The 21,362-nt window shown below is 60.0% G+C and carries 20 protein-coding genes and 1 tRNA gene; 5 read left to right on the plus strand and 16 right to left on the minus strand.

The window, feature by feature from the left end:
• Window positions 1–151: 151 nt before the first annotated feature.
• Window positions 152–1,558 (plus strand): Si-specific NAD(P)(+) transhydrogenase, encoded by a 1,407-nt coding sequence (gene sthA, locus Q4Q11_RS23110; RefSeq protein WP_112507536.1) that lies wholly within the window; start codon window positions 152–154, stop codon window positions 1,556–1,558.
• Between the two features lie 33 nt (window positions 1,559–1,591).
• Here the strand turns inward: sthA and Q4Q11_RS23115 are convergent, their stop codons facing one another.
• The 6 genes from Q4Q11_RS23115 to Q4Q11_RS23140 form a co-directional block, all read right to left on the minus strand.
• Window positions 1,592–2,368, minus strand: coding sequence for an AraC family transcriptional regulator (locus Q4Q11_RS23115; protein WP_498570945.1), 777 nt, complete (start codon window positions 2,366–2,368; stop codon window positions 1,592–1,594).
• A gap of 11 nt (window positions 2,369–2,379) precedes the next feature.
• Entirely contained in the window at window positions 2,380–2,682 is a 303-nt protein-coding gene (locus Q4Q11_RS23120) for a putative quinol monooxygenase (protein ID WP_498570946.1), read from the minus strand.
• A gap of 374 nt (window positions 2,683–3,056) precedes the next feature.
• Window positions 3,057–4,544, minus strand: a complete 1,488-nt coding sequence (gene tig, locus Q4Q11_RS23125; protein WP_498570947.1) for a trigger factor — start codon at window positions 4,542–4,544, stop codon at window positions 3,057–3,059.
• A gap of 278 nt (window positions 4,545–4,822) precedes the next feature.
• A tRNA-Leu gene (locus Q4Q11_RS23130) sits at window positions 4,823–4,907 on the minus strand.
• Between the two features lie 145 nt (window positions 4,908–5,052).
• On the minus strand, window positions 5,053–5,664 hold the full coding sequence (locus Q4Q11_RS23135; RefSeq protein ID WP_498570948.1) for a GDYXXLXY domain-containing protein: 612 nt from the start codon (window positions 5,662–5,664) through the stop codon (window positions 5,053–5,055).
• Window positions 5,661–6,800, minus strand: coding sequence for a DUF2157 domain-containing protein (locus Q4Q11_RS23140; protein ID WP_498570949.1), 1,140 nt, complete (start codon window positions 6,798–6,800; stop codon window positions 5,661–5,663). The genes Q4Q11_RS23135 and Q4Q11_RS23140 overlap by 4 nt, the downstream gene beginning before the upstream one ends.
• 879 nt (window positions 6,801–7,679) lie before the next feature.
• Here Q4Q11_RS23140 and Q4Q11_RS23145 point away from each other — a divergent pair.
• From Q4Q11_RS23145 to trmFO, 3 genes are all read left to right on the plus strand, one after another.
• Window positions 7,680–7,826 (plus strand): DUF1127 domain-containing protein, encoded by a 147-nt coding sequence (locus Q4Q11_RS23145; protein ID WP_015339702.1) that lies wholly within the window; start codon window positions 7,680–7,682, stop codon window positions 7,824–7,826.
• Between the two features lie 306 nt (window positions 7,827–8,132).
• Entirely contained in the window at window positions 8,133–8,276 is a 144-nt protein-coding gene (locus tag Q4Q11_RS23150) for a DUF1127 domain-containing protein (RefSeq protein ID WP_069611985.1), read from the plus strand.
• Between the two features lie 158 nt (window positions 8,277–8,434).
• Window positions 8,435–9,871: a methylenetetrahydrofolate--tRNA-(uracil(54)-C(5))-methyltransferase (FADH(2)-oxidizing) TrmFO gene (trmFO, locus tag Q4Q11_RS23155; RefSeq protein WP_498570950.1), complete on the plus strand. Its 1,437-nt coding sequence runs from the start codon at window positions 8,435–8,437 to the stop codon at window positions 9,869–9,871.
• 18 nt (window positions 9,872–9,889) lie between these two features.
• Here trmFO and Q4Q11_RS23160 read toward each other — a convergent pair whose 3' ends face one another.
• The 5 genes from Q4Q11_RS23160 to yajC all read right to left on the minus strand — a co-directional run bounded on the left by Q4Q11_RS23160 (window position 9,890) and on the right by yajC (window position 14,750).
• The gene (locus Q4Q11_RS23160; protein WP_113214800.1) at window positions 9,890–10,351 is read right to left on the minus strand and encodes a hypothetical protein; all 462 of its coding nucleotides are present in this window, start codon (window positions 10,349–10,351) and stop codon (window positions 9,890–9,892) included.
• 76 nt (window positions 10,352–10,427) lie between these two features.
• Window positions 10,428–11,288 carry a phytoene/squalene synthase family protein gene (locus Q4Q11_RS23165; protein WP_498570951.1) on the minus strand — a complete coding sequence of 287 codons (861 nt, stop codon included), beginning with the start codon at window positions 11,286–11,288 and terminating at the stop codon, window positions 10,428–10,430.
• 20 nt (window positions 11,289–11,308) lie between these two features.
• Window positions 11,309–11,695 (minus strand): Mth938-like domain-containing protein, encoded by a 387-nt coding sequence (locus Q4Q11_RS23170; RefSeq protein ID WP_112507355.1) that lies wholly within the window; start codon window positions 11,693–11,695, stop codon window positions 11,309–11,311.
• A 4-nt stretch (window positions 11,696–11,699) separates the two neighbouring features.
• Window positions 11,700–14,243 (minus strand): protein translocase subunit SecDF, encoded by a 2,544-nt coding sequence (gene secDF / locus Q4Q11_RS23175; protein WP_498570952.1) that lies wholly within the window; start codon window positions 14,241–14,243, stop codon window positions 11,700–11,702.
• Between the two features lie 159 nt (window positions 14,244–14,402).
• Window positions 14,403–14,750 (minus strand): preprotein translocase subunit YajC, encoded by a 348-nt coding sequence (gene yajC, locus Q4Q11_RS23180; protein ID WP_112507359.1) that lies wholly within the window; start codon window positions 14,748–14,750, stop codon window positions 14,403–14,405.
• A gap of 207 nt (window positions 14,751–14,957) precedes the next feature.
• On the opposite strand from yajC, the gene Q4Q11_RS23185 reads away from it, so the two are divergent.
• Window positions 14,958–15,830 carry an ATP-binding protein gene (locus Q4Q11_RS23185; RefSeq protein ID WP_498570953.1) on the plus strand — a complete coding sequence of 291 codons (873 nt, stop codon included), beginning with the start codon at window positions 14,958–14,960 and terminating at the stop codon, window positions 15,828–15,830.
• A gap of 76 nt (window positions 15,831–15,906) precedes the next feature.
• Here Q4Q11_RS23185 and Q4Q11_RS23190 read toward each other — a convergent pair whose 3' ends face one another.
• The 5 genes from Q4Q11_RS23190 to tatC form a co-directional block, all read right to left on the minus strand.
• Window positions 15,907–17,601: a peptidoglycan DD-metalloendopeptidase family protein gene (locus Q4Q11_RS23190; RefSeq protein ID WP_498570954.1), complete on the minus strand. Its 1,695-nt coding sequence runs from the start codon at window positions 17,599–17,601 to the stop codon at window positions 15,907–15,909.
• 169 nt (window positions 17,602–17,770) lie between these two features.
• A complete protein-coding gene (locus Q4Q11_RS23195; protein WP_113214806.1) occupies window positions 17,771–18,424 on the minus strand; it encodes a protein-L-isoaspartate(D-aspartate) O-methyltransferase in 654 nt (217 codons plus the stop codon).
• Window positions 18,425–18,428: 4 nt separating this feature from the next.
• Window positions 18,429–19,193: a 5'/3'-nucleotidase SurE gene (surE, locus tag Q4Q11_RS23200; protein ID WP_112507367.1), complete on the minus strand. Its 765-nt coding sequence runs from the start codon at window positions 19,191–19,193 to the stop codon at window positions 18,429–18,431.
• 15 nt (window positions 19,194–19,208) lie between these two features.
• Window positions 19,209–20,492, minus strand: coding sequence for a serine--tRNA ligase (gene serS, locus Q4Q11_RS23205; protein WP_498570955.1), 1,284 nt, complete (start codon window positions 20,490–20,492; stop codon window positions 19,209–19,211).
• 103 nt (window positions 20,493–20,595) lie between these two features.
• Window positions 20,596–21,362: twin-arginine translocase subunit TatC (tatC, locus tag Q4Q11_RS23210; protein ID WP_498570956.1), on the minus strand; the 767-nt coding region annotated here is incomplete at its 5' end.

Here is a 21,362-nt window from a genome sequence, read left to right on the forward strand (position 1 = left end):
CTTCGAGAAGCTGGAATCTTGGCTTGGCCTTTCGGCATCCTGATTGCCTGATTTTCTCGTTAGATAATCTGTAACATTGAGACGCTACCGGTTGACGGAAAGCATGTTGCGTTGCGACATTGATTCCCTATTCCAGTTCCGAGGCTTCCCGATGGACCAATTCGATCTCCTAGTCGTAGGTAGCGGCCCCGCCGGCCGCAGAGGCGCTATTCAGGCCGCCAAACTCGGCAAGAAGGTGCTCGTCGTGGAGCAAGGCAAGCGCGTCGGCGGCGTCTCGGTCCACACCGGCACCATCCCTTCCAAGACATTGCGTGAAACCGCGCTCAACCTGTCCGGCTGGCGAGAACGCGGCTTCTATGGACGCGCCTATCGCGTCAAGCAGGAAATCAGCGCTGAAGACCTGCGCCGCCGCCTGCTGATCACCCTCGACCACGAGGTCGAAGTGCTTGAGCATCAGTTCGCCCGCAATCGCGTCCAGCACATACGGGGCAAGGCAAGCTTCGTCGATCCGCAGACGATGCAGATCGTCAAGGATGATGGCGAGGTCGTCACCGTATCCGCCGCCAGCATCCTGCTGGCAGTCGGCACAAAGCCCTTCCGCCCGGATTACATGCCGTTCGATAGCAAGACGGTTCTCGACAGCGACGAACTGCTCGATATCGAGGATCTGCCGCGCTCGATGGTCGTCATCGGCGCCGGCGTCATCGGCATCGAATATGCGACCATCTTCAGCGCGCTCGACACGCAGGTGACGCTGATCGACCCGAAGTCGACCATGCTCGATTTCATCGACAAGGAAATCGTCGAGGATTTCACCTATCAGCTGCGCGACCGCAACATGAAGCTGCTGCTCGGCCAGAAGGCCGAGAAAGTGGAGCGCCTGCCGAACGGCAAGGTGGAACTGACGCTCGACAACGGCCGCCGCATCACCACCGACATGGTCCTCTTTGCCGCCGGCCGCATGGGCGCGACCGACACGCTCAATCTGCCCGCTGCCGGCCTTGAAGCCGACGCCCGCGGCCGCCTGAGCGTCAATCCGGAAACCTTCGCCACCAAGGTTCCACATATCTTTGCGGCGGGCGATGTCGTCGGCTTCCCGAGCCTTGCCTCCACGTCGATGGAACAGGGCCGTATCGCAGCCCGCGTCGCCGTCGGCGCGATTGCCAAGGAGCCGCCGAAATACTTCCCCTACGGCATCTATGCCGTGCCTGAGATTTCCACCTGCGGCCTGTCCGAGGAAGAAGTCAAGGAACGGCATATCCCCTATGAATGCGGCATCGCCCGCTTCCGCGAGACCTCGCGCGGCCACATCATGGGCCTCGACACTGGCTTGCTGAAGATGATCTTCTCACTGAAGACACGTCGCCTGCTCGGCGTTCATATCGTCGGCGAAGGCGCGACCGAACTCGTGCACATCGGCCAGGCCGTGCTGAACCTCAAGGGCACGGTCGAATATTTCGTCGAGAACACCTTCAACTATCCGACGCTTGCCGAAGCCTACAAGATCGCGGGCCTCGACGCCTGGAACCGCATGGGCGACATCAAGTCGGAGATTTGATGCCCTACGGCATCTGTCCGAAGCCCAAGCAAATTAGACGTGTGGAAGACTGGCGCCCCGGATGCTGAGGCGGAAGGCCGTCGGTGTCTGGCCGTTGATTTCCAAAAATGCGGCATTGAAGGCCGATAGCGATGCGTAGCCGACCGAGTATGCCGCCTCGGTGATACTCACATCATTCGCTCCGAGAAGCTCCATAGCGCGAATGATGCGCAACCGGCGCAATGTCTGCCGCCAAGTCATACCCATCTCATCCGAGAAATGCCGAGCGAGTGACCGTTCCGTCATCGCGACGCCGCGCGCAATTGAGGCGAAGTCCGGCGCCTCGGCCATTCGCTGTTCGGTCAGTCGCATCGCCGCAGAGACGCCACTCGAACGGGGTAGCGGCATGGCAGTATTGGATGGCATAGAGGCGAGTTGGCCGACGACCGCGGCTAATGTCGTAAAGAGTTGCCGCGCATAGGAATCGAGCGGCTTATCGACATCGGTCCAAACACGGCAAGCGAGGATCAACTCTCGCGCGAGAGATGTCACATTGATGACCGTAAGAGCCTCTGCCGGAGCGGGAATGAACGTTCGAGCGAAGAGAGTTGAACAGGCCATCACCGCCTGCGGCAAGGTCACGTGAATACTTCGTCCCGCTTCAATGATGGCGGCCCGCGACGGGGGCAATGACCAGACCTTGCCCTCTGCCTCCAGACGCATCGTGCCCGCCGTACAGTAAAGCAGGTAATGCCGGTCGAAGCGCAATTCGGTACGGTCGGCTGGCGGAAACAGCCGGGAAACGCTGTAAGCTTCGGCTGCTTCGCTCATCAGAATATGCCTCAGGCGATCGTCTCAAGAACTTCGGACATCATCCGTCGGCTCATCGGCGGCGCCTTCATCAATGGGCGCAGCACGAGGCCGAGCTGCTTGAACACCTCCGACGCCGTATAGGTGCGGAAATGCTCAACATCCTGCCACTCGTGCCAAATGCGAACCGCCCCGTCATCGACAGGATCGACATAGGCGCTGAATGCGAGGTTTCCTTCCATGGCGCGAATAAACTCACTATCTTGAAGCAGCCTTGCTATGACTGCCTCGCGGTTTTCGGATTCAACAGTGAAATCGACGATTGCGATGAACATCTGGCTATCTCCTTGCCTTTAACGCTCGGAAGGTTAGCCGAACATTGTGATTGATGGCCGCCGCGCATCGGCCAAATGTACGCGTCTAAAGGACAGAAACAATTCATATCCGGCTGGCACTAGCAAGGTTTCTGGTCGCGCATTTACGCAGCTGGAGAGAGCTGCGCTCGGCAGCGACCGTGGTCCATCTTTGCAAGCAAGCCATCTTACTAAGATAGCACCGATAAATGCTAATATCGGTCAATTCCTTTGGCGGCATCCAGCCGATAGTCCTAGCCATCTCCTGGTGCGCGAGAAGAGGGCCTACAGCTCATCACAACGAAAAAGCCCCGCCGCGAACGGCAGGGCCTGATTTCAGTCCGGAAGAAAGCCGGTTATTCGACGCTGTCTTCAGCAGCCTTCTTCTTCGGAGCGGCCTTCTTCTTCGGAGCGGCAGCTTCTTCGCCTTCGGCCGCGGCTTCGGTTGCTTCAGCCTTTGCAGCCTTCTTCTTCGGAGCAGCCTTCTTCGCAGCCGGCTTGTCTTCCTCTTCGTCGTCGGCCAGCAGCGCTTCCTTGGAAACGGTCTTGTCCGTGACGTCGACTTCGGTCAGCAGGTGATCGATGACCTTTTCTTCGAAGATCGGGGCGCGCAGGTTGGCGGAAGCGCCCGGGGTCTTGCGGAAGAATTCCAGGATTTCCCTTTCCTGGCCCGGGAACTGCTGGAGCTGTGCGTAGAGAGCGCGCTGCAGTTCGTCTTCGCTGACTTCAACGCCGGCCTTTTCGCCGATTTCGGAGAGAACGAGGCCGAGGCGGACACGACGCTCTGCGAGCTTGCGGTATTCTTCGCGAGCCTTTTCTTCGGTCGTGTCTTCGTCTTCGAAGGTCTTGCCCGATTCGCTGAGGTCGGTTTCGATCTGACGCCAGATGCTGGCGAATTCAGCTTCGACCAGCTTCTGCGGGGTGTCGAACTGGTACATTTCGTCGAGCTGGTCGAGGATCTGGCGCTTGACCTTCTGGCGGGTGACCGAGCCATACTGGCTTTCGATCTGGCCGCGAACGATTTCCTTCAGGCGATCGGCGGATTCGATGCCGAGCTTGGAAGCGAGTTCGTCGTTGATTTCGATTTCGCCGGGCGCTGCAACTTCCTTGACGTTGATGTCGAAGGTGGCTTCCTTGCCGGCGAGGTTCTTGGCCGGATAGTCGGCCGGGAAGGTTACAGTGATCACCTTTTCATCGCCAGCCTTGAGACCGACGAGCTGCTCTTCGAAGCCCGGGATGAAGCGGTTGGAGCCGAGAACGAGCTGTGCGTCCTCGTCCTTGCCGCCGTCGAAGGCAACGCCGTCGACCTTGCCGAGGTAATCGATGGTGACGCGGTCGCCGTTGGCAGCCTTGCCCTTCTTGGTTTCGTAGCTGCGGGCGCTTTCGGCGATCTTGAGGATCTGCTCGGTCACTTCGTCTTCACCGATCTCGGCGACTTCGCGGGTGACCTTGATGCCGCCCACCGGCTTCAGCTCGATCGCCGGGATGACTTCGTAAGACAGCGTGAATTCGAAATCGGCCTGAGCGGAGAGGATCTTTTCTGCCTCGTCCTGGTCTTCCGTCATGGCGATTTCAGGCTGGGTCGCCGACTTTTCGCCGCGCTCGGTCAGGATTGCCGGCGGCTGGTCACGAACGATCTCATTAACGAGGTCGGCCATGATCGACTTGCCGTAGACCTTCTTCAGGTGCGCGACCGGAACCTTGCCCGGACGGAAGCCGTTGATGCGGACCTTGTCCTTGACCTCGGCCAGGCGCTCGTTCATGCGCACTTCCATGTCCTTGGCCGGGATGACCACCTTGATTTCGCGCTTCAGCCCTTCAGCGAGCGTTTCGATAACCTGCATTGTCCTACCTTCATTCATGGCGGCCGTGCCCAGACAGCCGTTCGTTTCGATGAGCACGACGCCGGAAAATCCCGAGCGTGGCTTGGATGCAATTCTCTTTCACCTTGCAAGAGCGCCGCGCCTTCGAACGAACGCGCAAGAGGCAGCTCTATCCCGTCACGAGCCAAAACATCTTGTCCCCTTCCTCATCGAAAGCGGGATGCTTTGGGCAAGATGCGCGTCCTGCGGCATATCGGAAGACAGGCTTGGTCAGCCTCCCCCCGTCCACAAGACAGTGTTGGTGCGGGTAGAGAGACTTGAACTCCCACGCCTTGCGGCACCAGAACCTAAATCTGGCGTGTCTACCAATTTCACCATACCCGCGTTCCCAAAACCGCATGGCGATGCCTGCCCATGGGGCCTTCCGGAGCGCGGCGTCTCTATATCACCCGTTTCAAACCACGCAAAGGAAAAATGACGGTTGCGCGACGACGCCCGGAGCATATCGGACACGGCCGCGCTGCTATCGTCAATAAAGCGGCTCTTCATAGACGGATTTGCCGTCGAGAAGCAGGCTTCTGATATGGGCAACACCGTCGGAAGACACGCGAGCCGCAATAGCGACGCGTTTATCGTTGCTCGCGTTCTCGATATCGTGCCCCTGCCCCTCGGGCACATAATAGCGCTCTATGCCGTAGTTCACGAACATCCTCGCCGAGCCGTCGGCCTGGTCACCATAGGAAACATAGTCGAACGGCAGGCTTTTCAAGATGACGGTACCAGGCTTGGGTTCGAGCGCTGCAAAGGACGATTCGACGACGCCCCAGTAGCCGTCTTGCTGCTTCATCAGACGGACCGACAGAACCTGGTTGCTCATGCTCTCCTTCGGCGGCCCGCCGACCAGCGTCGAGACCGGCACCCGGGAGATATCGTAATTCAGGGTCACGTAGTCGCCGCGCAGGAGATCGCGCGGGTCGACGGGCGCCGTCTTCAAGAGAATCTCAGTGCCGCTCCGCAGCCCCCAGGCCCGCTCCCCGACCATATAGCCGAGGACCAAGGTCTGCAGGGAGGCAACGATAATGGCGGCAATCCACAAGCGGCGGGCGCCGACCGCCGGGCTCTTTCCAACTACGTCGCTCATGCCCGTGTCCCCTGCCCGCTATTGTCCGAAAAGCGCCGCTCGAGCTGGATGACCAGCCACGCGGCAATCGCCACAAGCACGCCGGCGACGAGGAAGAAACCGGCCGTGCCGATGATGGAGCCGATCGTCTCTCCGGCAAGGTAGAGAATCTCGCTGGCAAAAACAAAGTAAGCAAGGTAACGCACCGCGCCATTGTCGCGACCGCTGAGCGCGATGGCGATCACCGAGCCGGCCAGCGTCGCCGCCGCGACAGCAATAAGCGGCAGCTTGTCTTCCACCCAGGCATTGTTCTCAAAAGAGCCGTTGCTGATCTCGGCATGGACCAGAAAGAAGCCGATCGATGCAATGAGAAAGGTGTAGAAAGCCGGAGCAGCGCCGGCCGTGCGCGCAAAGGGTTTCAGCGGCGAAGCGGGAATGCTGACGGCGAGAAAAGCCGCCATCCCGAGAGACGCGAACAGAATTGCGGTATTCAATCCCTCATGCCGGCCAAACAGCCATGTCAGCCAGCCGACCAGCATGAGGTAAGCCAAATGCCTCGCCGCCGGCGCATCGGCATAGCGAACAAGCACAATGAGAACCGCGGCCATCAAAGGCGGCATCCAAGGCATCACCCCATACCATTCGTCGACATGTTCCCAGAGATAGATGCCGCAAAATGCCCAGGCGAGAAGGCCGGCAAGCCCAACCTGAGCCCTTGAGCGAAACGCCGCCGCTACGATGCAGGCAGCAACGAACCAGACGATCATCATTCTCAGCTCATCGCCGGACAGATTATACATCTGGGCGACAAGCGCCATGGCGCCGCCGAAGCTCAAGGTACCAAGGATCAGCAATGCGGCTGAAACGATGGAGCGTCCCTGCGCCAACAGGGATGCCGCGCCGAGATAGAAGACCCATATCATCGCCACCAGTCCGGCCAGGCGGGCAATTCTCGGAAGAGCCTGCCAGTTTGCGGAGATGAAAAGCAATATGGCGAGCCCGAGAAGCACGGCGGCGATGATGGCCAGTACCCGGCCAGCGCTGAAACTCGTCTGGCGGCCGTCATACTCGCTCAGGATGGCTTTCGCCGTTACCGCATCGACCAGACCTTTGTCGGTCCAGATTTTCAGATCCCGCTCCAGCCTGCCTCTATACATGCCCAGCTCCCCCAACTTCGATTCCGCATGCGACAGAGTTAGCACAAATCGCCGCACAATCGATGCGAGCCACGCAGTTCCGGTAGAAGCTTCGGCTACGGGAATATGTGCCATATTAATACAGAATTAACGGACCGTGGAGTATCCTTAGGACCGGTAAAGAGATACCGATAAAAGATATGCGCAGAGCTCATGCCTCCCATGAAATTATTGCGCTGCACAAATTCGAAAAGTCATACTATTTATTGGATAACAAACACGGCGGTGGCGCGCCGGGCCGATGCAGATCGGGCTAAGCCTGGGGATGGAATATCCCGACACGATATTCGGAGCCGCATACTCCTCCTCCCAATGCGCTCCGATCGATTGACGACACTCCTCCTCCCAAGTCGTCAATCACTATAAATGACGCCCACCGCATCCTCCTCCCGCGGTGGGCGTTATTTTTTTGCTCACCTAAATCGGTTTATGTTGCCTGGGCATATGCGCGGCCAGCCAGTCGGCAAATGTCGGCGCAGACGACTGGTGGGAATCACTTTCCACCGACCGAAGGCAGCCTGCGACAGCATCCGGCCCCTTCCAAAACAGCAAGGCTGGCGAAAAGGTGGCCAAAAGCCGGCAGCCATCGGTAACTGCCTTGGAACGCTGGGTTCATACCCGGAATCGACTTCCTGCGGCAAACACCTTTTGGCCGCGCTATGCAAATAAAGCAGCCGCCATCTTAGGCAAAACGCCTATAAGGCTTGCATCTTATGCATAGGTGACATGAAGCTTTCGCTCTTTTAGTTTTCGCGGCGCAGCATATATTTAAACCCATTAGATCGACGACGGAAACAATCGTGAAACCGCTCGATCCCAGATCCTCGAAAGGGACAAAAAATGAACCTGACCCGCTCTTTCAACAACTGGCGCAAGTATCGTCAGACCGTTAACGAACTCGGCCGCATGAGCTCGCGTGAACTGCACGACCTCGGCATCGACCGCGCCGACATCCATCGCGTTGCCCGTGAAGCCACCGGCCGCTAATCGCCGGCTAGGCTTCCGCCCATCAGCGAAAGCCTTCTCAACGCCCGTTGCGGACTTCCGCGGCGGGCGTTCTTTTTTGCTCAGCGACTGAGCAGCCGCAGCATTGCGAATTCCCTTCGGAGCTATTCCCTGAATGCAGAGCACATAAATTTTAAGCATCGGCTGCTTTTTGGGCGTCATATTGCACAAATGCATAGCAGGCGCCTCTTCTTTGCACTGCACAATCGACCTCCTCGCGCCTATATAGAGTGCAAGCGCTGAGGCGGTAATCGTACCGCCCGCAAACAAGATACCGAGGAAAAGATCATGAACCCGATTCGCATCGCAAAGAACTGGATCAGCTACCGCCGCACTCTGAACGAACTTGGCAACCTCTCCAGCCAGACCCTTTCGGACATCGGCGTCAGCCGCTACGAGATCCGCAATATCGCTGCCCGTTCTTTCCGTTAATAGACACGGACTGAGCAGACTGCCTCAAGACGGCGCCTTTTGGCGCCGTTTTTGATTCCGGCGACTGAAGCGAGCCTGACCCGCAAAGCGCCCCACTTTTGCGCGAATGCTTCAGCAAAGCATTGGATCACGGGCCAGCCCGTGATAATGACGCGCGCATGACACAGATCACTTCCCGCTCTCCCATTCACGTCATCGGCGGCGGCCTCGCCGGCTCGGAAGCCGCATGGCAGATCGCCAATGCCGGCGTGCCCGTCATCCTGCATGAAATGCGCGGCGTGCGCGGCACCGAGGCACACAAGACGGACGATCTCGCCGAGCTCGTATGTTCCAACTCGTTCCGTTCCGACGATGCGACCGGCAATGCCGTCGGCGTCATCCATGCGGAAATGCGCATGGCGGGTTCGCTGATCATGGCCTGTGCTGACAAGCATCAGGTACCGGCCGGCGGCGCGCTTGCCGTCGATCGCGACGGCTTTTCGGCGGCAGTAACGCAGGCGATCGCGAGCCACCCTCTGATCACCATCGTCCGCGAGGAGATACAGGGATTGCCGCCGAAGGAATGGGACCAGGCGATCATCGCCACCGGTCCGCTAACGGCGCCCGGTCTTGCGAGCGCCATCCAGGCGGAAACCGGCGCGGATGCGCTTGCCTTCTTTGACGCCATCGCGCCCATCGTCTATCGCGACAGCATCGACATGAATATCTGCTGGTATCAGTCGCGCTACGACAAGGTCGGTCCCGGCGGCACGGGCAAGGACTATATCAACTGCCCGATGGACGAGGCTCAATATAATGCCTTCGTCGATGCGCTGATCGCCGGCGATTCCGTCGGCTTCAAGGAATGGGAGGGCACGCCCTATTTCGACGGCTGCCTGCCAATCGAGGTCATGGCGGAGCGTGGGCGCGAGACGCTGCGCCACGGGCCGATGAAGCCGATAGGTTTGACCAATGCGCATAACCCGACGGTCAAAGCCTATGCGGTCGTGCAGCTGCGCCAGGACAATGCGCTTGGCACGCTCTACAACATGGTCGGCTTCCAAACGAAGCTGAAATATGGCGCGCAGGCGGAGATCTTCCGGCTCATCCCCGGTCTCGAAAATGCGGAATTCGCACGTCTCGGCGGCCTGCACCGCAATACCTACATCAATTCGCCGACCCTGCTCGACCGCTCGCTGGTGCTGAAATCCCGGCCGGCCCTGCGCTTTGCCGGCCAGATCACCGGCTGCGAAGGCTATGTCGAAAGCGCCAGCATCGGGCTGCTCGCCGGCCGCTTCGCCGCTGCCGAGCGCAAGGGCGAAGCACCTTCGCGGCCGCCGGATACGACGGCGCTCGGCTCGCTGCTCAACCATATCACCGGCGGTCATATCGTCTCGGACGAGGAGCCGGGCAAGCGCTCCTTCCAGCCGATGAACATCAATTTCGGGCTTTTCCCGGAGTTGGAGCCAGGCTCCATCGTCAAGCCTGAGGGCGTGAAGCGCTTTCGCGGCAAGGACAAGACCATCATGAAGCGTCAGCTCATCGCCAAGCGTGCACTTGCCGACTGCGCCAAGTGGCTCGGCGTGCAGGCACCCGCGCTCGAGGAAAGCGCGTAAGATATTGGTTTTGGATTTTCAGCGTATTGCCGGCGGCGCGTGGTTCCCGAGCTTCGCGTCATCGCCGGCAACGTAATTGCCGAGCAGCCAGAGCGAGACTTCCGCAGCTTCCGTCGGGGTCTTGAAGTCGAACGTGCCGTTGTGATGCGGCACATCCAGAAAATCGATCGTCAAGCCACGACCGCTCCCCGAAATCCTGGCACGAGCTCGGCCGGGCTCGATCAGATGGACGCTGAAATGATTGCGCACATTGCGCATGAAGCCGGCTTTGTCATCGTGCAGCCGCACGAAGACCGCCTGCCCGTCCGCGGTCGCCTGCAATTGACGGATCGCTTCGGCCGGAAAGGCGCGGCCGAATTCCAGAATGGCGAGGCCGGTATCGTGCAGGCCGTCTTCCTTGTTTTGCGATGCCATGCGCGTCGCGTAGTAGGCAATGAAGATGACGATCGCAAACAATATGCACCAGACGACAATACCCACAGCAAATCCCCCTGAAATGCAAATCAAGTGCCGGCTATCTCCATAGACGCCGAGACTTGTGCGAGCTTGGTGTATTTTAGATTTTCTTTGTGATCGACGCCATCGCCATGCGCAGTTGCCGGCGCCATTGCTGCAATGCCAGGGATTGATCGAAGATGCCGGCGCCAAGCTTCTGCGCCTTCTTCAAGACGGGCTCGGCCAGCGTGCCGGGCAGGAAGGCCGGGAATACCGCCTGCGGTATGGTGCCTGCTGCTCTTGCCTTGGCGAGATGTTCACGGCCAAGACCGGCAAAGGCCTCGATCGCCGCCGAAATGCGTGGTTTGTCCTCGCCGGCAAGAAAACTGTCGCGATCGAGCCCGGTCGCCGCCAATATCTCGAGCGGAAGATAGAGCTGGCCGCGATGGCGATGAAGCGGCATCAGAAGCAGCAAGCCGGCGATTGCCTGCGCGACACCCGCGTGGCCGGCTGCATCGGCGGAACGCTTCGCCTCATCGGCGGACAGAACCAGACTTGCAAGCTGGATGAGAGCTGACGCAGTCTCGCCGGCGTAGCCTTCCAGGCTGCTGCGGCTTTCCATGGGGTCATCGTAGAGATCGAAGATGCGGGCATCGATCATGTCGATCAGCGTGTGGCGCGGCAGGCGGTATTCTTCGATCGCGGTGAGAAGCTCCGAGGCCAGCGGATTGGCTTCGCTCGATCCGTGAGATTGTCCTTCGAGGAGATCGCGCCAGTACTGCATGCGTACTTCGCCGGGTAGCGGCTCATGCACGAGCTCACGCACACGCGCCAGCTCGGCATTGAAAGCATAGAGCGCGGCAAGCGCGGGACGCTTCTCCTCCGGAGCCAGCAGGCAGGCGAGATAGCGATCGCGATCGGTGTCGCGAAGAGTCGCGAGGCAGATCTCCCGGTTGCTACTGAATGCAGCTGTTGTCGTCATAATCTTGGATCCGGGGGGGGTCAGACAGCAATCAGCGCCGCAGCCACGGCACGCGATTCGGCAAGCATGATGTTGAAGGTGCGCACGGCAGCCCCGGTGTTCATCGAGTCGGAGGAAATCTGCTTGGCGCGCAAGACCGCCTTGAGACCGGCCGGTAAAGGCCGCAGCTCCATGCCCGTGCCGACGAGCAGAACCTCGATCTCCGCAGCCTCATCCAGCACCTTCTGGAATCGATCCGGTGTCAGCGCGTCGCCTTGCAGCATGTCCCAGCCATAAATGCCCGAAGGCAGGCAAAGGAGAGAGCCGCGATGCGACATATCTGCAAAGCGGAAACCGCCATTGCCGTAAGCATCGATCGGTGCGCGCCCGGGAAAATGCGCGTTACGGATTTCTATTCCTTTTGCCAATGTATCACACCGCTGGTTTGCCTGACTGGATGTTGCCGGCCGCAGGTCCATTGCTTTCGCCGCCGGTCTGGAACTTGTCCGGACGCAGCTTGAACAGGATCAGCACGGGCGCCGCAATGTAGATCGACGAAAAGGTGCCGACAGCGACGCCGAAAAGCAGAACGAAGGTGAAGGCACGGATCACCTCGCCGCCGAAGATGTAGAGCGCGAGCAGCGCCAGAAGCGTGGTCGCAGATGTCAGAATGGTACGAGATAGTGTCTGATTGATGGAGGCATCGATCAGAATCGGCAGCGGCATCTGCGAATAGCGCTTCAGATTCTCACGCATGCGGTCGTAGACGACGACCGTGTCGTTCAGCGAGTAGCCGACGATGGTAAGGATCGCGGCGATGCCGGTCATGTTGAATTCCATGCCCGACAGCACGAAGAGGCCAAGCGTCAGAATGACGTCGTGGAGCGTCGCGATAATCGCGCCGACCGCAAATTGCCATTCGAAACGCAGCCACATGTAGATGAGAATTGCGGCAAGCGCCGCAAGAACGGCAAGGGAGGCGGTCTTGGTGATTTCGCCCGATACGGCCGGGCCAACCACCTCGACGCGGGCGAAATTGTAATCCTTGCCCAGCTCGCCCTGAACGAGCGACACGGCGGATTGTTCGGCATTTTCGCCGCCTTCCTGTGCATGGACGCGAATTACCGCGCCAAGGCGATCGGCCAGCCGCTCGACGCGCACATCGCCAGGCACGACGGCCTCGAGACGCGTTTGAATATCCGCGGCATCGGCAACGCCCTGCTTGGCGCGGACCTCGATGATCGAGCCTCCGGCAAAATCGATGCCGAGATGCATGCCGACCGAAGCAAAGGCAATGAGCGTAACGACCGACAGAGCCGCCGAGATCGTAAACGTATAACGGCGAATGCCCATGAAACGGATATTGGCGTTGTCGAAAACGCCGCTCCGTACGCCGACCAGCAGCGCGCGCGGCTTGCGGCGTGAAATCCACATGCTGACCAGCGAGCGCGTGACGAGACAGGAGGTAAAGAAGGTGGTGACGACGCCCACAATCAAAGTGGCGGCAAAGCCGCGCACTGCGCCGGTGCTTGCATAGAAAAGAATGGCCGCAACGATAAGGACAATCAGATTGGCGTCGGCCACCGTCGCCGCCGCGCGGTTGAAACCATGGCGCAACGCATCGACAAGAAGATGCGTCTTTTTTTCCTCCTCGCGCACACGCTCGTAGATCAAGACCAGCGCGTCGAGGCCGATGCCGATGACGAGAACGATGGCGGCGACGCCGGGCAGCGTAAGCGTGATGCCGAGCAGCCCCATGAGCGCTGCCACCATGATCATGTTGATGACAAGCGAAACGGTCGCAATGATGCCGAGCAGGCGGTAGAAACCGATCATCAAGGCAGCAACGAAGACGGCGGCGGCGATACAGGCAATCAGGCCATAACGCGCCGTCTCACCGCCGAGGCCTGGCTGAATGGTACGCTCCTCGACTGTCGTCAGCGTCGCTGGCAACGGCCCGCTCTTGACCATGACGGCGAGATCCTGCGCGCCCTGGGCGGTGAAATCTCCGGGAACGTCGACTTCGCCCGTTGCAATGACCGTCTTCAGAGACGCTGCGGAGATAACCTGATCGTCGAGTACGACAACCACGATCCTGCCGAGATTGCTGGCCGTCGATTGCGCAAAGCGATGGGTCGCCTCCGGCGTCAGCTTGACGGATACCGTGCCCTCCCCCTTTTGAGGGTCGGCGACCGCGACGGCATCGGAAAAATCGACGTTCGAGAGCAGTGGCTGCCGCTGCACCAGATAGCCGACGGGCGGATCGTCTTCGGAAAACAACACATCGGACCCGGCCGGCGGCTGCTTGTCCATGGCGTCCTGTACCGACATCGACTGATCGATCATGCGGAAGCTGAGCTTGGCGGGCTGGCCAAGAAGATTTTTCAGCCGCTGCGCGTCGGCGAGATCGGGCACCTGCACGACGATGCGGTCGGACCCTTGCCGGCGGATCAAGGGCTCGCCTACGCCGAGCTGTGCGATGCGGGCGTGGATGACCTTGATTGAGCGCGAGATTGCAGAAGACACATGGCTTGCGATATCGGCATCGGTGATATCGAGCGCCAGCGCACCATTGTCCCCTTGCGAAAGAGCAACGGACGGTTTGTCAGATCCCGCCGTCAGCGGCCTTAACGCCGTCAAGGCAGCCTGAAGCTGCGAGGGGTCATTGATGCGAAGCTGGATTTTCCGTCCGGTGCCGGTCAGGCCGGAATAGGCGATGTTGGTCGTGCGCAACCGGGTTGCGATATCGCCGACAACGCTTTCCAGCCGATCCTTTTCAATATCGCCCCGTTCGATCTTCAGCAGCAGATACGAGCCGCCGCGAAGATCGAGACCGAGCTCCATTTTCCGATGCGCCCACCAGGCAGGAAGGGAGGAAAGAGCATGCCCGCCAAGCAGGTTGGGGACAGCCAGAAGCACGCTCAAGAGAACGACGAACCAGATCAGGGCGGTCTTCCACCGGGAGACGTGCAGCATCGCTCTCTCGAATTAGGGCTTCCCCTACTGCGCCCCACTTTCGGCAGGAAATGCAAAGGGCACAGTAACACCTTGAATTTCTGCACAATCCTTCAAGAAAGTCGACCCCGATTTTCAAGGACATGCAGTGGCGGTTGGCGCCCCTCGCGGAGCGGCGCCTTACGCGGCGTCGGCCTTAACGGGCTCACCCTTGACGCGAACCTCGGAAATGGCGCTGCGGACGACACGAATGCGCACGCCTTCGGCGATCTCGACTTCCAATTCCTTTTCGTCGACGACCTTGGTGACCTTGCCGACGATGCCGCTGGTGACGATCTGATCGCCGCGACGGATGTTCTTCAGAATCTCCTCACGCTTCTTCGCCTGGGCGCGCTGCGGACGGATGAGAAGGAAATACCAAACGACCATCAGCGGCACAAACAGGATGATCATTTCAAAGCCGGAACCGCCGAAGGCACTCGCGGCCGAATCTGTCGCGCTCTGCGCATATGCGTTGGTGATAAACATCGAGAACTCCCTTGAACTCCCAGCGGGAACTAGGCCCCGCGTCAGGTGGCCGGAATATAGTTACGCGCATGGCGATTGCAACAAAAACAGCCGCCAACCGTACCGTTTTCCCAGTCTGTTAGCCTTTCAGGCCCTAGAGGAGCATGATACTCGGCAAGACAGCGCGCGCATCTTACGACTTTCCTGTTCAATATTCAGGAGGAAACGGTGACTGAAGACCAAAACGCCCTGATCCTTGCCGAAGTCCGTCGCCTTGCCGATGCTGTGGAACGTTTGGCGGGACCGGCTCCGGCCGTCAATGACTGGAACGCCGCCGATTGCTTCGTCTGGGTTCCTGCCCGGCTTTACCTACAGCCCGTCCCGCGGCCGAACCGCGTCGCGCTGGCCCTCATTCGCGGCGTCGATCATGTTCGCGATATTCTGCACGAGAATACATTGCGCTTCGCGGAGGGCTTTGCCGCCAATAACGTGCTGCTCTGGGGCGCACGCGGCATGGGCAAATCCTCGCTCGTGAAGGCGGCGCATGAAGATGTGCGTCGGGCAACCGGAGTGTCACTGAAACTGATCGAAGTGCATCGCGAAGATATTTCGTCGCTGCCGGTGCTGCTCGACATATTGAAGGCGACGCCGCATCGCGTCATCGTCTTCTGCGACGACCTCTCTTTCGATCATGACGATACCGCCTACAAATCGCTCAAGGCAGCGCTGGATGGCGGCGTCGAGGGACGGCCGGACAACGTGCTGTTTTATGCCACCTCGAACCGTCGCCATCTGCTGCCGCGCCACATGATGGAAAACGAGCAATCGACGGCAATCAACCCTTCGGAAGCCGTCGAGGAGAAGGTTTCGCTTTCCGACCGCTTCGGTCTCTGGCTCGGCTTCCACAAGTGCAGCCAGGAAGACTATCTGCAGATGATCGATGCCTACGCCGATCACTTCGAGCTCGATCTCGATCGCGCGCAGATGCACCACGAAGCCCTCGAATGGGCGACGACCCGCGGCGCCCGTTCCGGTCGCGTTGCCTGGCAATATATCCAGGATCTCGCCGGCCGGCTGCGCATAATGCTCGACCGCGACTGATCTTCGGGACCAAGCCATAAACGACAAAAAGCCCGGCTTTGACCGGGCTTTTTGCAGAGTCCTTGAGACGCGAGACCTATTCAAGGAACGTCATGGGGTTAACCGGAGCCGAATTCTTCCGAACTTCGAAGTGCAGCTGCGGCTGGCTGACATTGCCGCTCATGCCGGAAGTCGCCAGCGTCTGGCCGCGCTGAACTTTCTGGCCGCGGGTGACGCTGAGCGCATCAGCATGGCCGTAGACCGTGACCGTGCCGTCGTCATGGCGAACGAGAACCGTATTGCCGAGCTCTTTCAGGCCGTTGCCGGCATAGATGACCACGCCGTTTTCGGCTGCCTTGATCGGCGTCCCCTCGGGTACCGAGATGTCGATGCCGTCGTTGCGGCTGCCATTGACGTTGGCACCGTAACCAGCGACGACAGCGCCGCGGACCGGCCAGCGATACTTGCCGATGCCGGTTGCCTCGGGCGCGTCGGCCTGCGTATCGGACTTGGCGGCGGCGTCGATCGATTGGCTCGGAGAAGCGGAAGCAACCTCCTTCGGTTTGGCTGCATCGGTCGGCGCATCCGCACCGGCAACAGCCTTGGGCGCCTGCTTCGCGAGCGGCTGGGCGGCCGCCTGCTTGGGTTCTGCCACCGGCACAGCGCCCGGCTTGACGGAAACCTTCTGAGGCTCGATCGACGCAGTCTTGACGGGGTCCGCGGAAGCAACCCCACCATGCGGCAACGCCAGCGCCTGCCCGATGCGAATGCTGTCGCCAGCTTTCATGTTGTTCGCACGCTTGAGCTCGGCAACGGTAACGCCGCTTTCCTTGGCAATTCTCGCCAGCGAATCGCCTGGCTTGACGACATAAGTGCCCTTCGGCAGCGGGCCCTTGCCATTACCGGCAGCGAGCTTGTTGGGATCGGCAAGCCCTGCCTGGGACTTGCCGCGCATCTGGTTGCCGGAGGGCAACGCCAGCGTGTCTTGCTGCGGCGCCTTGGCCGGGCCTGGCATCTTGCCGCCCTTGGAAAGATCCGTCGCCTCGGATGACATCTTGGCCGGGCCGGACGCGGTGGCGCCATTCATCGTCGGAATGATGATCTGCTGGCCCGGCTGCGCACCGGCGCCATTGCGCAGGCCGTTTGCCCGCAGAATTTCCTTTTCCGGAACGCCGTAGCGGCGCGACAGAAGCGCGATGTTCTCACCCTGATGCAGCGTCACGCTCGGCGCGTTGACTGTGGTCCAGCCGGGAGACATCTGCTGTGCGGCCTCAGCCTTGATGGTCCCAGTCGACATCGTATCCGGCGCGAGAGCCGGCGCCGCGCGAGACCCGCCATTGCTGCGGGACGCGGGAAACGGCTGAGCCATCGCCTCGGCTTCCGCCCGCGCCGTGCGGGGACGAGCGGCATTGGCGGAGGCGCCGGGAGGAGCAAGTTCGGTGCGCTGAATTGCAACAGGCGCAGTGGATACCCGCGCGCTCGAATAGGATGGATTATAGCGGGCCGGCGAATTCGGATAGGGTTGCGTTACTGGCGCATTCTGCTGCGAATAATCCTGCCGGCCGTAACCGCCGGCTTGCGCGATATCGGCACGCGGCACCGGATCGCCGTTCGGACCGTTGAGACCGCGGCGATTGATCGAGCCGGTCGTCACATTATCCGTCTTGCTGGAAAACAGCCCGCTGAAACGGGTCGTGTCTGAGCTACAAGCCGTTGCAGTGCTCGCCAGGAGGATGGCCACCAGGACTTTCCCTGCCGATTTACCGAAGTTTGAAGAAAGACTGAAACCCATGACTCGACCCACTTAGACGCAACCGATTATGGGGTCGATTAAAGCGCGTTAATCTTACCATGCGGTTAAAGCACTGTCGCAGCATGTGTTTTTTTGAGGAATTGCTAACCATAGAAAATGAAACGACGCCGGAACGCCCTGTCTTGCGGGCATCAGCCCGAATTGAGCCTCAAAGATAGGAGGCGAGCATGGGCACGATGGGCTGATAGGGAACGTCGAACAATTCTTCGCGCTCGAATCGGCTTCCGGTCTTCGTCAGGCGTACCAGGCGGCAAGTATGCTCGTCGACAATGAGCGGGGCCACCATCGAACCGCCGGACACCAACTGTTCGGCATAGAATCGCGGCATCGTCGTGAAAGCCGCGGTCACCAGGATTCTGTCGAAGGTGCCCTCGCCCGGCAGACCGGCGCTACCGTCCGCCTGGCGTATGATGACATTGCGCAACCCCAGCGCGTCCATGCGCTGCTGAGCCGATGTCGTCAGCGTCTTATAGCGATCGACGGTGAGCACCCGTTCGACGATTCTCCCCATGACGGCGGCAGTGAAGCCACTACCGGTCCCGATCTCGAGAACGCGGTGGCCCGGCTTGATCTTCAGGCTGTGGAGCATGCGCACGACCAGATCGATGCCTTCCATGAAGGCACCGCAGTCGATCGGAATCGTCCGGCTGGAATAGGCATCGTCGGCGAATTGCGGCGGCACGAAAGGCAGGCGCGGCGTCTGCTCGACCGCCGTCATCAGATCGATGTCCAATATGCCTTCCGCCCGCAGCCGCAGAACCACGGCCGCAAAGCCTTCCTTTTCCACCAAGCGAGGTGTCAATCCGCTACTCCATACCGAGCGCCCGCGCCACGCGGTCCTGCGCCGAATAATCCGTCAAATCGAGTTTCAAAGGCGTTACCGAAATTCGATTTTGTTTCAACGCCTGAATATCGGTCCCCGGACGGAAGATACCACTTCGTTCACCGAAGCGAAGCCAATAGTAAGGGAAGCCGCGGCCATCGGCCCGCTCCTCGACCTGCACGTTGAAGGCAAGATTGCCCTGCGCGGTCACTTCCGCACCGGCAACCTCGTCCGGACGGCAATTTGGAAAATTCAGATTGAGGAAGGTCCCATCGGGCAGATCGACATCCATGAGCTTGCCAAGCAAGGCGGGGGCATGCGTCTCGGCAACTTCCCACGGCACCACACGCGCGCCGTTTTCATAGACGTAGGCCTGGCTCAGCGCGAAGGACCGCACGCCCTGCAGCGTGCCTTCGATCGCACCGGCAATGGTTCCCGAATAGGTCACATCGTCTGCAACGTTGGAGCCGGAATTGACACCCGAAAGCACAAGATCCGGCTTGCTGTCCATGACCTGGCGGATGGCCATGATGACACAATCAGTCGGCGTTCCCCGAAGCGCGTAGTGCTTGTCCGAGACCTTGCGCATGCGCAACGGCTCGGAAAGGCTCAGCGAATGCGCGAGACCGCTCTGATCCGTTTCCGGCGCGACGACCCACACATCGTCCGATAGAGTGCGGGCGATGCGTTCCAAAGCGGCCAGGCCTTCGGCGTGAATGCCGTCATCATTGGTCAGAAGAATACGCATCGCTCCACCGCTCGATCAGCTCGCTTTTTCGATCCTCTTCAGACCACCCATATATGGCGCGAGTGCGTCCGGAACAGTGACCGAGCCATCGGCATTGAGATAATTCTCAAGCACTGCGATCAGGCAGCGGCCGACCGCCGTGCCGGAACCGTTCAGCGTGTGGACGAATTTCGTGTTCTTGTCGTCCTTGCCGCGGTAACGCGCATTCATGCGCCGCGCCTGGAAATCACCGCAGACCGAGCAGGAGGAAATCTCGCGATAGGTGTCCTGCCCCGGCAGCCAGACTTCGAGATCGTAGGTCTTGCGCGCACCAAAGCCCATATCGCCGGTCGACAGCGTCATGACGCGGTAATGCAGGCCGAGGCGCTTCAGCACTTCCTCAGCGCAGGCGGTCATGCGTTCATGTTCGGCAATCGAGTTCTCAGCGTCGGTGATCGACACCAGCTCGCACTTCCAGAACTGGTGCTGGCGCAGCATGCCGCGCGTATCGCGGCCGGCAGAACCGGCTTCCGAGCGGAAGGACGGCGTCAGAGCTGTGAAGCGCAGAGGAAGCCTCTCCTGATCAAGGATCTCACCGGCAACGAGATTGGTCAGCGAAACCTCCGCCGTCGGGATCAACCAGCGACCATCCGTGGTCCTGAAGGAATCCTCGGCAAATTTCGGCAACTGGCCGGTTCCGAACATCGCCTCGTCGCGCACCATCAGCGGTGCGCTGACTTCGGTGTAGCCATGCTCGGTGGTGTGCAGGTCGAGCATGAACTGGCCGAGCGCCCGTTCGAGGCGAGCAAGCTGCGCGGTCAGCACCGTGAAGCGCGAGCCGGAGAGCTTTGCAGCGCGCTCGAAATCCATGTAGCCCAGCGCTTCGCCGATATCGAAGTGCTCTTTCGGTTCATGGTTCCAAGTCGGCTTGGCACCCCAGGCGTGCTTGACGACATTGTCATGTTCGTCCTTGCCGACGGGCACATCCTCGAGCGGGATGTTCGGAATGCGCGACAGCGCATCATTGAACTCGGCCGTCAGCGTGCGCTCTTCCTCTTCCGCAGCCGGAAGCGAGACCTTGATGTCGGCAACCTCTGCCTTCAGTTTCTCGGCAAGTTCGCTGTTTTTCTGTGCCATCGCCGCACCGATTTCCTTCGAGGCGGCGTTGCGGCGGGACTGCATATCCTGAACGGACTGGATGACGGAGCGGCGCTTCTCGTCGAGCGCGATGAGGCTTTGCGACAGAGGCTCCGCACCGCGCTTGGCAAGCGCCGCATCGAAAGCCTCGGCATTCTCACGAATCCATCTGATATCAAGCATCTTCGTTCCAGGTCGTTTGACATGAGTACAACTCCGACCGAGGTCTCGGTCGGAGGTCGAACCGGCAAATACCTGGGAAACGGGGCGAGAGGCTTCCCTGGGCCTAGGCGTCGTCCGCCTTGGCGATCTCCGAAGCCCCGCCGCTCTCTTCAAGCGCTTGCCGGGTACGCTGGCGTTCCACGAGTCGCGCCGCGTAGATGGAAATCTCGTAGAGAAGGATCGTCGGCAGTGCAAGGCCGATCTGAGACATCGGATCCGGCGGTGTGAGCACCGCGGCAACGATGAAGGCGAAAACGATCGCGAATTTACGCTTCTCCGCAAGCCAGGACGAGGTCAGCAGGCCGACGCGCGCCAGCAGCGTGGTGATGACAGGCAATTGGAAGACCAGACCGAAGGAGAAGACCAGCGTCATGATGAGGCTCAGATATTCCGAGACCTTCGGCATCAGCGCGATTGCCACCTGGCCATCGCCGGGCGCCTGCTGCATCTTCAGGAAGAACCACATGACCATGGGCGTGAAGAAGAAGTAGACGAGTGCCGCACCCATCAGAAACAAGATGGGGGATGCAATCAGAAACGGAAGGAAAGCATTGCGCTCGTTCTTGTAGAGGCCCGGAGCCACGAACTTATAGATCTGCGCGGCGATGATCGGGAAGGAAATCACCAGCGCCCCGAACATGGCGACCTTGACCTGGGTAAAGAAGAATTCCTGCGGCGCCGTGTAGATAAGCTCGGCCTTTGCGAGATCGAGATGAGCCCATTCGACGGCCCATTTATACGGGTAGACCAGATAGTTGAAGAGATGCTTCGCCACTGCGAAACATCCGATGAAGGCAATAAAGAAAGCCGCGATCGACCAGATCAGCCGCG

It is taken from the genome of Rhizobium sp. UFLA01-1127, from assembly GCF_059803845.1.